The organism is Pseudomonas sp. AN3A02, from assembly GCF_011765255.1.
In the GTDB taxonomy this organism is placed as follows: domain Bacteria; phylum Pseudomonadota; class Gammaproteobacteria; order Pseudomonadales; family Pseudomonadaceae; genus Aquipseudomonas.
In genome coordinates this window covers 1261729-1277097 of the sequence record NZ_JAARNI010000001.1, presented here as the reverse complement: position 1 = coordinate 1277097, position 15369 = coordinate 1261729, and the positions used below count along the sequence as shown (strand labels likewise).

The window sequence follows — 15369 nt, the reverse complement described above, 5'->3', positions numbered from 1 at the left end:
CTGCACAAGAATTGAAGAAGGTACAACGATGTCCCAGGCTGAAAAAATCATCATCGCCGACGCGCCAATGCGTTGGCAGGACGTGGTAGCCGTGGCCCGCCACGGTGCGATCCTCGAGCTCTCGGGCCAGGCCTGGGCTCGCATCGACAATGCCCAGGCCATCGTCCAGCGCATCGTCAGCAGCGGCGAGCGCGCCTACGGCATCAACACCGGCCTGGGCGCCTTGTGCAACGTGTCGCTCAAGGACGAACAACTGAGCCGGCTGTCGCGCAACACCTTGCTCAGCCATGCCTGCGGCGTCGGCGCGCCACTGAGCGTGGAGCAAACCCGCGCGATTATCTGCGCGGCAATCATCAATTACAGCCACGGCAAATCCGGCCTGCATCCGCAGGTGGTGCATTCGCTGCTGGGCCTGCTCAACCATGGCATCACGCCGCAAGTGCCGTCCCAGGGCTCGGTGGGTTACCTGACCCACATGGCGCACATTGGCGTCGCCTTGCTCGGCGTCGGCGACGTCAGCTACCGGGGCCGTATCGTTCCGGCGCACCAGGCGCTGACCGAAGAAGGTTTGCAGCCGGTGGTGCTCGGTGCCAAGGACGGGCTGTGCCTGGTCAACGGCACGCCGTGCATGACCGGCCTCAGCTGCCTGGCCCTGGCCGATGCGCACCGCCTGCTGCAATGGGCCGACGTAATCGGTGCCATGAGTTTCGAAGGCCAGCGCGGCCAGATCGACGCCTTCGACGAAGAAATCATCGCGCTCAAGCCGCACCCGGGCATGCAGCAAGTGGGCATCAACCTGCGGGCGTTGCTGGACGGCAGTGAAGTGATCGCCAGCAGCAAAGGCATTCGCACCCAGGACGCCCTGAGCATCCGTTCGATTCCCCAGGTGCACGGCGCGGCCCGCGACCAGCTGGAACATGCGACTCGGCAGATCGAAACCGAACTCAACGGCGCCACGGATAACCCGCTGGTGCTCGGCACGCCGGACGACTACCGCGTGGTGTCCCAGGCCAACCCTCACGGGCAGTCCGTGGCCCTGGCGGCGGACATGTTGGCCATCGCCATGGCGGAAATCGGCTCCATCGCCGAGCGCCGCCTGGACCGTCTGATCAACCCGCACGTGAGTGGCTTGCCGGCGTTTCTGGTGAGCAACCCCGGGGTCAACTCCGGGATGATGATCGTGCAGTACGTCGCCGCCTCGCTGTGCGGGCAGAACCGCCAGTTGGCGCAACCGGCGGTGCTCGACAACTTTGTCACCTCGGGCCTGCAGGAAGACCACCTGAGCATGGGCACCAACGCCGCGCTGAAGCTGTATTCGGTGCTGGAAAACGTCACCCAGATCCTCGCCATCGAGTACCTGCTGGCGTCCCAGGCGTTCGAGTTTCTCCAGGAGCAACGCTTCGGCGCCGGTACCGACGCCGCCTGGCGCTTGCTGCGCGAACACGTCCCGGCCTACGACCAGGACCGTTGGCTGGCGCCGGATATCGCGGCCACCGCAGCGTTGCTCAAGAACGCCGATTTGCTGCAACACACGCTACCGAATTTGCACTGACCTTTTCCCAACAATAACCAGCGTGCCAAGCCGACTGATCCTCTAAACGAGCACAGCGGCGGATAACGGAAGCATCCGGAGCGACTGGTAGTTAACAACACTCTCAAAAGGAGCATGAATGTGACTGCGCTAAACCTGATTCCAGGCCAACTGAGCCTTGCCCAACTGCGGGCCATCTACCAGCAGCCGGTGACCCTCAGCCTGGATGACAGCGCCTCGGCCCAGATCGAAGCCAGTGTCGCCTGCGTGGAGCAGATTCTCGCCGAGAACCGCACCGCCTACGGCATCAACACCGGTTTCGGCCTGCTGGCCTCGACCCGCATCGCCAGCGAAGACCTGGAAAACCTTCAGCGTTCCCTGGTGCTGTCCCACGCCGCTGGCGTGGGTGAGCCCATCAGCGATGCGCTGGTGCGGCTGGTCATGGTGCTCAAGGTCAACAGCCTGAGCCGTGGTTTCTCCGGGATTCGCCGGCAGGTGATCGACGCGCTGATCGCCCTGATCAACGCCGAGGTGTACCCGCACATTCCGTTGAAAGGTTCGGTGGGTGCCTCCGGTGACCTCGCGCCATTGGCCCACATGTCGCTGGTGCTGCTGGGCGAAGGCAAGGCCCGCTATAAAGGTGAATGGCTGGAAGCCACCGAGGCGCTGAAAGTCGCCGGCCTGACACCGTTGACCCTGGCGGCGAAGGAAGGCCTTGCGCTGCTCAACGGTACCCAGGTTTCCACCGCTTACGCTCTGCGTGGTCTGTTCGAAGGTGAAGACTTGTTCGCCGGTGCATTGGCCTGTGGCGCCCTGACGGTGGAAGCCGTGTTGGGTTCGCGCTCGCCGTTCGACGCACGCATTCACGCTGCCCGTGGCCAGCGTGGCCAAATCGACTCTGCGGCCGCGTATCGCGCCCTGCTGGGTGAAAGCAGCGAAGTGTCCCAATCCCACGAGAACTGCGACAAGGTCCAGGACCCGTACTCCCTGCGTTGCCAGCCGCAAGTCATGGGCGCCTGCCTGACCCAGTTCCGCCAGGCGGCCGAAGTGTTGGTGGTGGAAGCCAATGCGGTGTCGGATAACCCGCTGGTGTTTGCGGCTGAAGGTGACGTGATTTCCGGCGGCAACTTCCATGCGGAACCGGTGGCCATGGCCGCTGACAACATGGCGCTGGCCATCGCGGAAATCGGCTCCCTGAGCGAGCGTCGTATTTCGTTGATGATGGACAAGCACATGTCGCAACTGCCGCCGTTCCTGGTGGGCAACGGCGGCGTGAACTCCGGCTTCATGATCGCCCAGGTGACTGCGGCGGCATTGGCCAGCGAGAACAAGGCGCTGGCCCATCCCCATAGCGTGGATAGCCTGCCGACTTCGGCGAACCAGGAAGACCACGTATCGATGGCGCCGGCTGCGGGCAAACGCCTGTGGGAAATGGCCGAGAACACCCGTGGTGTATTGGCGGTGGAATGGTTGGCGGCCTGCCAGGGCCTGGACCTGCGCAATGGTTTGAAAACCTCGCCGGCACTGGAAAAAGCTCGCGGGATCCTGCGCAGCAAAGTGGCGTTTTATGAGAAGGACCGGTTCTTCGCGCCGGACATCAATGCCGCCAGTGAGTTGTTGGCGACGCGTTGCCTGAATGAGCTGGTGTCGGCGAATTTGCTGCCGAGCCTCTAAGGGATGGATGCCCCCTGTAGGAGCGAGCTTGCTCGCGAAAAAAGTACATCCACCGCAGCGATGCGCCTGGAATACCTTCGCGAGCAAGCTCGCTCCTACAGAAAATAAAAACAAATAGGGACGAGAAATGCACCAGCAAGAAAAGACGCTAAAACGCGGGCTCTCCGCCCGACATATTCGCTTCATGGCACTCGGTTCCGCGATCGGCACCGGGCTGTTCTACGGCTCTGCCTCCGCCATCCAGATGGCCGGCCCGGCCGTACTCCTGGCCTACCTGATCGGTGGCGCCGCGGTGTTCATGGTCATGCGCGCCCTCGGCGAAATGGCCGTGCACAACCCGGTGTCCGGCTCCTTCGGCCAGTACGCCAGCACCTACCTGGGCCCAATGGCCGGCTTTATCCTCGGCTGGACCTACGCCTTTGAAATGATCATCGTCTGCCTCGCCGACGTCACCGCCTTCGGCATCTACATGGGCTTCTGGTTTCCCGAAGTCGCGCGTTGGGTCTGGGTGCTCGGCATCGTGTTGCTGATCGGCGGCCTGAACCTGTGCAACGTCAAAGTCTTTGGCGAAATGGAGTTCTGGCTGTCTCTGCTCAAGGTCGGCGCCATCGTCGCGATGATCCTCGGCGGCTTCGGCATCATGCTGTTCGGCATTCACTCGGCGGGCGAAGCGCCGGCCACCGGCCTCAGCAACCTGTGGGCCCACGGCGGCTTCATGCCTAACGGCGTGGGTGGCTTGATCGCGTCCTTCGCGGTGGTGATGTTTGCGTTTGGCGGCATCGAAATCATCGGCATCACCGCCGGCGAAGCCAAGGATCCGCAGCGGGTGATCCCGAAGGCGATTAACGCGGTGCCACTGCGCATCCTGCTGTTCTACGTGCTGACGTTGTTTGTGCTGATGGCGATCTACCCGTGGCCACAGATCGGCAGCCAGGGCAGCCCGTTCGTACAGATCTTCAGCAACTTGGGCATAGGCTCGGCGGCGACCATCCTGAACATCGTGGTGATCTCGGCCGCCGTCTCGGCGATCAACAGCGACATCTTCGGCGCCGGTCGCATGATGTACGGCCTGGCCCAGCAAGGGCAGGCGCCCAAAGGCTTTGCCCAACTGTCGAGCCAGGGCGTGCCATGGATGACCGTGGTGGTGATGGGCGCCGCGTTGCTCGGCGGTGTGGTGCTCAACTACCTGATCCCGGAAAACGTGTTCCTGGTCATCGCTTCGATCGCGACCTTCGCCACGGTGTGGGTGTGGCTGATGATCCTGGTCACTCAGGTCGCCATGCGTTGCTCGATGACCAAGGAACAGATTGCCGAGCTGAAATTCCCGGTGCCGTTCTGGCCCTACGCGCCAGCGGCCGCCATCGTGTTCATGCTGTTTATCTTCGGCGTGCTGGGTTATTTCCCGGACACCCAGGCCGCCCTTATGGTCGGTGCCGTGTGGATCGTCTTGCTAATCGTTGCCTATCTGCTGTGGGTCAAACCCTCCGCCGGGCAAGCAGCCAAGGTTCATTACGACCCGGCTTTGTCTCATCGATAACCCAACGGAGGCGTTGATGAAAACGCTTTGGCAACACTGCCACGTCGCAACCATGGCCCAGGGCAAATACTCGATCATCGAGGATGCCGCCATCGTGACCTCGGGCGCGCTCATCGAGTGGATCGGCCCGCGCGCCGAACTGCCGAAGGCGGACTACGTAACCTCCCATGACCTGCAAGGGGCGTGGGTCACGCCGGGGCTGATCGACTGCCACACCCACACGGTGTTCGGCGGTAATCGCAGCGGCGAGTTCGAGCAGCGACTGCAAGGAGTGAGTTACGCCGAGATCGCAGCGGCCGGTGGCGGTATTGCCAGCACCGTGCGCGCCACGCGGGCGGCGACCGAAGATGAGCTGTTTGAAAGCAGCCGCAAACGCCTGCGCAGTTTGCTGCGGGATGGCGTGACCACTGTGGAGATCAAGTCCGGCTACGGCCTGGACCTGGCCAGCGAGCGCAAGATTCTGCGGGTGATCCGTCGCCTCGGCGCCGAGCTGCCGGTCAGCGTACGCAGTACTTGCCTGGCAGCTCACGCGTTGCCGCCGGAGTACGTGGACCGTGCCGATGCTTACATCGAGCACATCTGCGCTGAAATGCTCCCGGCACTGGCAGCGGAAGGTCTGGTGGATGCGGTCGACGCCTTCTGCGAATACCTGGCGTTCTCGCCGGAGCAGGTAGAGCGCGTCTTCATCGCTGCACACAAGCTCGGCTTGCCGGTAAAGCTGCACGCCGAGCAGTTGTCGTCCCTGCACGGCTCCAGCCTGGCGGCGCGTTATCAGGCGCTGTCGGCGGACCACCTGGAATTCATGACCGAGGAAGACGCCATCGCCATGGCCGCTTCCGGCACCGTCGCGGTGTTGCTGCCGGGGGCGTTCTACTTTCTGCGGGAAACCCAGCTGCCGCCGATGGACGCCCTGCGCAAGCACGGTGTGAAGATCGCCATCGCCAGCGACCTCAACCCGGGCACGTCACCGGCATTGTCGGTGCGCTTGATGCTGAACATGGCCTGCACGCTGTTTCGCATGACCCCGGAAGAAGCCCTGGCCGGCGCCACGCAACATGCGGCTACCGCCTTGGGTCTGGGGGACAGCCACGGTTCGCTGGAGGTGGGTAAGGTCGCGGATTTTGTCGCCTGGCAGATTGATCGTCCCGCTGACCTGGCCTACTGGCTGGGTGGCGAGCTGGATAAACGCGTCGTGCGCCACGGCGTCGATGTCACCGTTTAAGGAGTACTGCTGTGGATAAGGTTCTGAGCTTCAAACAAGGCCGTGTGCCGCTGCTGATCAGCATGCCCCACGCGGGCCTGCGCCTGACGCCGACGGTGCAAGCCGGGCTGATCCCCGAGGCGCAAAGCCTGCCGGACACCGACTGGCACATTCCCACGCTGTACGACTTCGCCGAAGAGCTGGGCGCCAGCACCCTGGCGGCCGAATATTCGCGTTTTGTCATCGACCTGAATCGGCCGTCCGATGACAAGCCGCTGTACGTCGGCGCTACCACTGGCCTGTACCCGGCGACGCTGTTCGACGGTGTGCCGCTGTTCCGCGAAGGCCTGGAACCGTCCAAGGCCGAACGCGCCACGTACCTGGAACAGATATGGACGCCGTATCACCGCACCCTGCAGGACGAGCTGGCCCGGCTCAAGGCCGAGTTCGGCTATGCACTATTGTTTGATGCGCACTCGATTCGCTCGGTGATCCCGCACCTGTTCGAGGGCAAGCTGCCGGACTTCAACCTCGGTACCTTCAACGGCGCGTCCTGCGATCCGCAACTCGCCAGCCAGATGGAAGCCATCTGCGCCGGCCACCCGCAGTACAGCCATGTGCTCAACGGGCGTTTCAAAGGCGGGCATATCACCCGGCACTACGGCAACCCGGCCGAGAACATTCATGCGGTGCAACTGGAGTTGGGGCAGTGCACCTACATGGAAGAGTTTGAACCGTTTCGTTATCGCGCCGACCTGGCCGAGCCGACACGAGTGGTGTTGAAGGAGCTGCTGGAAGGGTTCCTGGCGTGGGGCAAGCGGCATTACTCCTGATTGGCGTCGCTGCTGAGATAGCCTTCGCGAGCAAGCCCGCTCCCACATTCGACCGAGTTTCTGCAGTCGAAATGCAATCAAATGTGGGAGCGGGCTTGCTCGCGAAGAGGGCTTCACAGCCACACACCTCTCAAGTCGCCTGAGTGCAACTCACAGTCGCCACAGGTCGCTTTTATCGAGGTCTCGCTGGGTAAGGTGTTGGGCACGGCGCGTCAGACGCCACTCCCACAATAAAAACTGCCGAGTGAGACCGCATCGATGAAAAGACTGTTCAACCGTTGTCTGTTGATTCTCACCGGCGCCGCACTCCTGAGCGCCAATGCGATGGCCGCCGACCCGGCCTCGTGCAAGGTCGTGCGCATGGGCGTGGTCAGCTGGACTGACGTGATCGCCACCAGCGGCATGGCCGACGTGCTGCTCAATGGCCTGGGCTATGACAGCAAGCAAACCAGCGCCGTGCAGCAAATCATCTTTGCCGGCATCCGCGACAAGCGCCTGGATATCTTCCTGGGCTACTGGAAGCCGGCGATGGACAACAACATCGCACCGTTCCTCGCGGCCAACCAGGTCAAGGTGTTCGACAAACCGAGCCTGGCCGACGCCCAGGCGACTTTGGCGGTGCCGCAGTATGTTGCGGACGCAGGCCTGAAGACCTTTGCCGACATTGCCCGTTTCAAGGACAAACTGGGCGGCAAGATCTATGGCATCGAACCGGGCAGCGGCGCCAATACCGATATCCAGAAAATGATCGACAGCAACCGCTTCGGCCTCGGCGGCTTCAAGCTGGTGGCGTCCGGCGAGGCGGGCATGCTGGCAGCCGTGCAGCGCGCAGTGAATCGCAAGGAGTTCGTGGTGTTTGTCGGCTGGACCCCGCACCCGATGAACATCAACATGAAAATGGCTTACCTGACCGGCAGTGAAGACGTGTTCGGCGCCAACGAAGGCATGGCCACGGTCTCCACGGTGACGGCGCCGGATTACGCCGAGCGTTGCCCCAACGTGACCCGCCTGCTGGAAAACCTGACCTACACCGCGGCCCAGGAAAGCCAGTTGATGGTGCCGATCATGGACCGCAAGACGCCGCAGGAGGTAGCCAAACAATGGTTGCGGGACAACCCCGAGGATTTGCAGCGCTGGTTGGCGGGTGTAACGACCCTGGATGGAAAAGACGGCGTGGCGGCGGTGCAGGCCAGCCTCAAACCCTGAGCAAATGAAGATCAAAATGTGGGAGCGGGCTTGCTCGCGAATGCGGTGGGTCAGCCACACATGTATTGACTGATACACCGCATTCGCGAGCAAGCCCGCTCCCACATTGGATTCGTGGCGGCTATTAAATCTTTATCTTCAGGACGATCCTTTAATGTCCCATTACCCAATTTCCCCGCAGATGTGCGCCTTCGTCGAAAAAACCGAATCCTTCACCAGCGACGACACATCGCTGGCCGGATTGCGCCGGAGCTATGACCGAATGTGCCAAGCGTTCACCCCGGCGCGCCCTGAAGGGGTGCAGGTGTCAGACGTTTCCCTGAGCGGCGTAGGCGTACGCATTTATCAACCGGCGACGCCAACCCCTGATGGCGGCTGGCCATGCATCCTTTATATGCACGGTGGCGGCTGGGTGGTGGGCGGGCTGGATTCCCACGACTTCATTTGCGGTGAACTGGCCGACTCGCTGCAGGTGCTGGTGATCGCCATCGACTACCGACTGGCACCCGAACACCCGTTCCCGGCGGCCTTCGATGATTGTCGCGCAGTCTGGCAGGCGATTCAGGCGGGTGAAGCACCTTGCCCCGTCAACCTGCAACGCCTGGTGGTGGCTGGTGACAGCGCCGGCGGCAACCTGGCGGCCGCGTTATGCCTGGGTCTGCGGGATGACCATCAACCGCAGCCCTTGGCACAAATCCTGATCTACCCCGGCCTGGGCGGCCCCGCCGACCTGCCGTCCCGCCGCGACTGCGTCGACGCGCCGTTGCTCAGTACCGCCGACACCGAGTGCTATCTCGCCCTTTACCTGCGTGGGCCGGGCAAGCCGTCGCCCTACGCCATGCCATTGCTGGCCGTGGATTTCAGCGGGTTGCCACCGGCGCTGATCGCTGTCGCCCAGTTCGACCCGTTGCGGGACGACGGCATGCTCTACGCCGAGCGCCTCCAGGCCGCCGGGGTGGCGGCCACGCTGTATCCCGGCAAAGGCCTGATCCACGGCTGTCTACGGGCCCGGGGCCAGGTGGCGGAGGTCGATCGGCTCTACGTTTATCTGCTGGATTATCTGCGTGGTGTTTTGCTGACACAGCTCTAAGTCTGCTAGGACATGCTCATTGCACAATTCGGGTTTATGATGCCAGACGGCAAAATAATAGACGTCCCCCCAGGGATGAACTCGACCCCTTACGGAGCGCGCAATGCAGACTTTGTACCCGCAGATCAAACCCTACGCCCGGCACGATCTGGCCGTCGATGAAACCCACGTCCTGTACGTCGACGAAAGCGGTTCCCCGGAAGGCTTGCCCGTTGTGTTCATCCACGGCGGCCCTGGCGCCGGGTGTGACGCCAATAGCCGCTGCTATTTCGATCCAAATCTCTACCGAATTGTTACTTTTGATCAGCGTGGCTGCGGGCGCTCCACCCCACGGGCCAGCCTGGAAAACAACACCACCTGGGACCTGGTGGCCGACCTTGAGCGGATCCGCGAGCACCTGGGCATCGAAAAATGGGTGTTGTTCGGCGGTTCCTGGGGGTCGACCCTGGCCCTGGCCTACGCGCAAACCCATCCGGAGCGCGTGCACGGCTTGATCGTTCGGGGCATTTTCCTGGCGCGCCCCCAGGATATTCAATGGTTCTACCAGGCTGGCGCCAGCCGCCTGTTCCCGGATTACTGGCAGGACTACCTGGCGCCCATCCCCCAGGAAGAGCGCCACGACCTGCTGAGCGCCTACCACAAGCGCCTGACCGGCAACGACCAGATCGCCCAGATGCACGCTGCCAAAGCCTGGTCCACGTGGGAAGGCCGCATGTTGGGCCTGTGCCCGAACCCGCAGTTGATCGAGCGCTTTTCCGAGCCCCAGCGCGCCCTGTCGATTGCCCGTATCGAATGCCATTACTTCACCAACAACTCGTTCCTTGAGCCCGACCAGCTGATTCGCGACATGCACAAGATCGCCCACCTGCCTGGCGTAATCGTGCATGGCCGCTACGATATGATCTGCCCGCTGGATAACGCCTGGGAGCTGCATCAGGCCTGGCCCAACAGTGAGCTGCAGATCATCCGCGAGGCCGGCCATGCGGCGTCCGAACCCGGAATCACCGATGCGCTGGTGCGTGCGGCGAGTGAAATGGCACGGCGCCTGCTTGATTTGCCGCCTGAAGAAGCATGAAGGGGCTTTTGCAACGGGTGCGCGGCGCCCGGGTCGAGGTAGAAGGGCAGGTGGTGGGTGCGATAGACCAGGGTTTGCTGGTGCTGGTGGCCGTCGAGCCTTCAGATACCCAGGCCAGCGCCGACAAGCTGCTGCATAAGCTGCTTAACTATCGGGTGTTCAGCGATGACGAGGGCAAGATGAACCTGTCCTTGAAAGACATTGGCGGCGGTTTGCTGCTGGTGTCGCAGTTCACCCTGGCGGCAGACACCAAGAGCGGCTTGCGTCCCAGCTTCTCCACGGCGGCACCGCCGGCGGTGGCCGAGGCACTTTTCGACTACCTGTTGTTACAAGCGCAACAATTGCATGGCACGGTAGCGGCGGGGCGTTTTGGCGCGGATATGCAGGTGCATTTGGTCAATGACGGGCCGGTCACCTTCCTGTTACAGACGTGAATGTACTGAAAACGACTTGTAATGCCCAAAAAACCGGGTTTTCGCTACAAATACTTCGCTGACCCTGATGCGTTGTCACGCGGGCTACTAGATAATCGCGCGCTACGGGGATCAGCGTTGATTGGTCCATTTTTGACTTAGGTAGAGACTTGTCCGATGGCTGTTGGGGAATCATTTAGCCCCATGGGAGTCGGAACAATGCTCGCCAACCTGGCATATAGATAGCTGGCCGTTGGTTTTTTGATCTGTTTTCGGCGAGGGTTGCTCGTGATTGTTAGTCCCTGTAATGCACCAAAATTGTCTGCCAAACGGTTACGAAACGCACTGGTAACGGGCTCTGCCCTGTTTTGCCTGTTCGGCGCGGGTCAACTGTGGGCATTCAGTCTGGATGATGTGTCGGCCAAGGCTAAAGAGCTGGCCGGGCAGAAATACGAAGCTCCGCGCAGCAATTTGCCGAACGAATTCCGCGAAATGAAATTCGCTGATTACCAGAAAATTCGTTTCCGCAACGAAAAAGCCGAGTGGGCCGATCAAAACACCCCGTTCAAGCTGTCCTTCTATCACCAGGGTATGCACTTCGATACACCGGTGAAAATCAACGAAGTCACTGCCGACAGCGTCCAGGAAATCAAGTACGACCCGTCCCGCTTCGATTTCGGCGACGTCAAGTTTGATCCCAAGTCCACTGAACAGCTGGGTTATGCCGGTTTCCGTGTGCTGTACCCGATCAATAAGGGCGACAAGCAAGACGAGATCATGACCATGCTCGGCGCGAGCTATTTCCGCGTCGTGGGTAAAGATCAGGTCTATGGCCTGTCTGCCCGTGGCATGGCGATCGACACTGCCTTGCCGTCCGGCGAAGAGTTCCCGCGCTTCACCGAGTTCTGGATCGAACGTCCAAAGCCGGGTGAGAAGCAGCTGGTGATCTACGCCTTGCTGGATTCGCCACGGGCAACCGGCGCTTATCGCCTGATCCTGCGTCCTGGCACCGACACCATCGTCGACGTCAAATCCCAGATGTACCTGCGTGACAAGGTCACCAAGCTGGGCATCGCTCCGCTGACCAGCATGTTCCTGTTCGGCGCCAACCAGCCGTCCAAGGTTCTTAACTACCGTCGCGAGCTGCACGATTCCAGCGGCCTGTCGATCCATGCCGGCAACGGCGAGTGGATCTGGCGCCCGCTGAACAACCCTAAACACCTGTCGGTCAGCAACTTCACCGTGGAAAACCCGCGCGGTTTCGGCCTGCTGCAACGCGGTCGCAACTTCAGCCACTACGAAGACCTCGACGACAACTACGACAAGCGCCCAAGCGCCTGGATCGAGCCTGAAGGCGACTGGGGCAAGGGCTCCGTCGACCTGGTAGAGATTCCGACCGCCGATGAAACCAACGACAACATCGTTGCCTTCTGGAGCCCGGAAACACTGCCGGAGCCAGGCAAACCACTGGACGTTGCCTACCGCCTGCACTGGACATTGAAAGACGCCGAGTTCCATTCGCCTGAAAGCGCCTGGGTCAAGCAGACCCTGCGTTCCACCGGCGACGTCAAGCAATCCAACCTGATCCGTCAGCCAGACGGCAGCGTGGCTTACCTGGTGGACTTCGAGGGCCCGTCCCTGAAGAAGCTGCCAGCTGACGCACCCGTTCGCAGCCAGGTCAGCGTGGGCGACAACGCCGAAATCGTTGAAAACAGCGTGCGCTACAACCCGCACACCCAAGGCTGGCGCCTGACCCTGCGTATGAAGATCAAGGACGCAGGCAAGCCGACTGAAATGCGCGCAGCCCTGGTCCAGGACATCGTGCAGCCGGAACCGGAGAAGGTTTCGACTCAAGTGCTTAAAGCCGACAAGGTCTTGGCCAAGCAGCACGAGAAAGCGGCCAAGAAAGACGCCAAGGACAAGGACGCCAAGCAGCCGGAAGCGGCTGCCCCAGCCACACCGGAGCCGGCCAAGACAGAGCAAGTCCTGACCGAAACCTGGAGCTATCAGTTGCCTGCCGATGAGTAATTCTCAAGTCCAGCCAGAGACTCTTGCCGAGTACCTGGCGCATCTACCGATGACCGATGAGCAGCGCGCCGAACTGGCGGGCTGCGAGTCCTTCAGTGAATTGCACAAGCGCCTGTCATCGTCCACGTTCGACGCACCTGCCGACGCTGCCCAAGCGTCGGTCGGCGCCCGACTGACCCTCAACACCGCCGAAGAGCTGCAAGACGCCGAAATGCTGGCGCTCGACGCCAGCGGCCGGGTTTGCCTCAAGGCCACGCCGCCGATCCGCCGGACCAAGGTTGTGCCTGAGCCATGGCGCACCAATATCCTGGTGCGTGGCTGGCGCCGCCTGACCGGTCGCACCAATCCTCCGGCACCGCCGAAGGATGAGCGCGTGCTGCCGGCTGCCCGCTGGCGCACCGTCGGTTCGATCCGTCGTTATATCCTGCTGGTGCTGATGCTCGGCCAGACGATCGTCGCTGGCTGGTACATGAAAGGCATCATGCCGTACCAGGGTTGGTCCTTCGTCGACTTTGACGAGATCCGCAACCAGACCCTGCTTCAAACCGCTACCCAGGTTCTGCCTTACGCCCTGCAAACCAGCATCCTGGTGCTGTTCGGGATTCTGTTCTGCTGGGTTTCGGCCGGTTTCTGGACCGCGCTGATGGGCTTCCTGGAACTGCTGACCGGTCACGATAAGTACCGTATCTCCGGTAAAAGTGCCGGTGACGAGCCGATTCCGAAAGACGCCCGCACCGCCTTGGTGATGCCGATCTGCAACGAAGACGTGCCCCGGGTATTTGCCGGCCTGCGCGCGACGTTCGAATCGGTGGCTGCCACCGGTAACCTGGATCGCTTCGATTTCTTCGTCCTCAGCGACAGTAACGAGGCCGACATCTGCATCGCCGAGCAGCAAGCCTGGCTCGACGTGTGCCGCGAAGCCGGTGGCTTCGGCAAGATCTTCTATCGCCGCCGTCGCCGTCGCGTCAAACGCAAGAGCGGCAACCTCGACGACTTCTGCCGTCGCTGGGGTGGTGACTACAAGTACATGGTGGTCCTCGACGCCGACAGCGTGATGAGCGGCGACTGCCTGACCAGCCTGGTACGCCTGATGGAAGCCACGCCGGATGCCGGGATTATCCAGACCGCGCCACGTGCGTCGGGCATGGACACCCTGTATGCGCGCATGCAGCAGTTCGCCACTCGCGTATACGGCCCGCTGTTTACCGCCGGCCTGCACTTCTGGCAGTTGGGTGAATCCCACTACTGGGGCCACAACGCGATCATCCGCATGAAGCCGTTTATCGAGCACTGCGCCCTGGCGCCGTTGCCAGGTAAGGGCGCATTTGCCGGTGCGATCCTCTCCCACGACTTCGTTGAAGCTGCGCTGATGCGCCGTGCCGGCTGGGGCGTGTGGATTGCCTACGACTTGCCGGGCAGCTACGAAGAACTGCCGCCGAACCTGCTGGACGAACTCAAGCGCGACCGTCGCTGGTGCCACGGTAACCTGATGAACTTCCGCCTGTTCCTGGTCAAAGGCATGCACCCGGTGCACCGTGCGGTGTTCCTGACCGGCGTGATGTCGTACCTGTCGGCACCGTTGTGGTTCTTCTTCCTGGTGCTGTCGACGGCCTTGCTGGCGGTCAACACGCTGATGGAGCCGCAGTACTTCATGGCGCCACGCCAGTTGTACCCGCTGTGGCCACAATGGCATCCGGACAAGGCGGTGGCGCTGTTCTCCACCACCATCGTGCTGCTGTTCCTGCCTAAATTGCTGAGCATCATCCTGATCTGGGCCAAAGGCGCGAAAGAGTTCGGCGGCAAGTTCAAGGTGACCTTGTCGATGCTGCTGGAGATGCTGTTCTCCATGTTGCTGGCGCCGGTGCGGATGATCTTCCACACCCGTTTCGTACTCGCCGCGTTCCTCGGCTGGGCTGCGACCTGGAATTCGCCGCAACGTGACGACGACTCCACGCCATGGAGCGAGGCGGTCAAGCGCCACGGCCCGCAGACTCTGCTCGGCTTCTTCTGGGCACTGCTGGTGGTGTGGTTGAACCCAAGCTTCCTGTGGTGGCTGGTGCCGATCGTCGGTTCGCTGATGTTGTCGATTCCGGTGTCGGTTATTTCCAGCCGGGTCAAGCTGGGCCTCAAGTCTCGCGACGAGAGCCTGTTCTTGATCCCTGAGGAATACAACCCGCCCCAGGCGCTGTTGTCGACCGACAAATACACCCACGAAAACCGTTGGCATGCGCTGAATGACGGGTTTGTGCGGGCGGTGGTCGATCCACAACAGAACGCCCTGGCGTGTGCCCTGGCGACTTCCCGTCATGGCCAAGCGGAGCCGATCGAATGGCTGCGTATTGAGCGTGTTCGCCACGCGTTGAAAGTCGGCCCGGCCGGCCTCAACAACGGCGAGCGTCTGGCCTTGCTCAGCGACCCGGTCGCCTTGGCACGCTTGCACGAGCAGGTCTGGGGTGAAGGCCATGCTGAATGGCTCAACGCCTGGCGCGAATCGGTCAAGGCTGATCCGCATGCGCCGTTGCTGCCATTGAAACCACTGTCGTCCCAGGCTCAACCAGCCTGATTCAGACGCCCCCGAGGTAACGCCTCGGGGGCGTTTGCTGCCACCGTCCTACGCTGTTTTTCCCTTCTGTTTCATTTCGCTAACTCCTTGTTATTTCGAAACAAAAGACCCTTCGCCGAGGCGTATTGCCGTGCCTGCGAGTGGGTTAGCATCGCCCCCCAAATCTGACTCGATACCTCTGGTCTACGCGGACTGACGCGTGGCCGGGTGCGCGTGTG

10 protein-coding genes and 1 pseudogene are annotated in these 15369 nt (G+C 61.8%); all 11 read left to right on the top strand.

Annotated elements, in window-relative coordinates; all coding sequences use genetic code 11:
* Positions 1 to 28: 28 nt before the first annotated feature.
* The gene (gene hutH, locus HBJ59_RS05945; protein WP_167662986.1) at positions 29 to 1552 is read left to right on the top strand and encodes a histidine ammonia-lyase; all 1524 of its coding nucleotides are present in this window, start codon (positions 29 to 31) and stop codon (positions 1550 to 1552) included.
* Positions 1553 to 1666: 114 nt separating this feature from the next.
* A complete protein-coding gene (gene hutH / locus HBJ59_RS05940) occupies positions 1667 to 3205 on the top strand; it encodes a histidine ammonia-lyase (protein ID WP_143503756.1) in 1539 nt (512 codons plus the stop codon).
* Between the two features lie 127 nt (positions 3206 to 3332).
* The gene (locus tag HBJ59_RS05935; protein WP_167662985.1) at positions 3333 to 4742 is read left to right on the top strand and encodes an amino acid permease; all 1410 of its coding nucleotides are present in this window, start codon (positions 3333 to 3335) and stop codon (positions 4740 to 4742) included.
* A gap of 16 nt (positions 4743 to 4758) precedes the next feature.
* Positions 4759 to 5964, top strand: coding sequence for an imidazolonepropionase (gene hutI, locus HBJ59_RS05930; RefSeq protein WP_167662984.1), 1206 nt, complete (start codon positions 4759 to 4761; stop codon positions 5962 to 5964).
* An 11-nt stretch (positions 5965 to 5975) separates the two neighbouring features.
* Positions 5976 to 6776, top strand: a complete 801-nt coding sequence (hutG, locus tag HBJ59_RS05925; protein WP_167662983.1) for an N-formylglutamate deformylase — start codon at positions 5976 to 5978, stop codon at positions 6774 to 6776.
* 258 nt (positions 6777 to 7034) lie between these two features.
* Positions 7035 to 7982, top strand: coding sequence for a choline ABC transporter substrate-binding protein (locus HBJ59_RS05920; RefSeq protein ID WP_076018108.1), 948 nt, complete (start codon positions 7035 to 7037; stop codon positions 7980 to 7982).
* A 154-nt stretch (positions 7983 to 8136) separates the two neighbouring features.
* On the top strand, positions 8137 to 9072 hold the full coding sequence (locus HBJ59_RS05915) for an alpha/beta hydrolase (protein ID WP_167662982.1): 936 nt from the start codon (positions 8137 to 8139) through the stop codon (positions 9070 to 9072).
* A 103-nt stretch (positions 9073 to 9175) separates the two neighbouring features.
* Positions 9176 to 10147, top strand: a complete 972-nt coding sequence (gene pip / locus HBJ59_RS05910) for a prolyl aminopeptidase (protein ID WP_076018106.1) — start codon at positions 9176 to 9178, stop codon at positions 10145 to 10147.
* Positions 10144 to 10581, top strand: a complete 438-nt coding sequence (gene dtd / locus HBJ59_RS05905; protein ID WP_076018105.1) for a D-aminoacyl-tRNA deacylase — start codon at positions 10144 to 10146, stop codon at positions 10579 to 10581. The genes pip and dtd overlap by 4 nt, the downstream gene beginning before the upstream one ends.
* Positions 10582 to 10848: 267 nt before the next feature.
* Complete coding sequence (locus HBJ59_RS05900; protein ID WP_026078060.1) at positions 10849 to 12588, top strand: glucan biosynthesis protein G; 1740 nt, start codon at positions 10849 to 10851, stop codon at positions 12586 to 12588.
* Positions 12581 to 15171: pseudogene (gene mdoH, locus HBJ59_RS05895) on the top strand (glucans biosynthesis glucosyltransferase MdoH). The gene HBJ59_RS05900 and the pseudogene mdoH overlap by 8 nt, the downstream one beginning before the upstream one ends.
* The last annotated feature ends 198 nt before the right edge of the window (positions 15172 to 15369 follow it).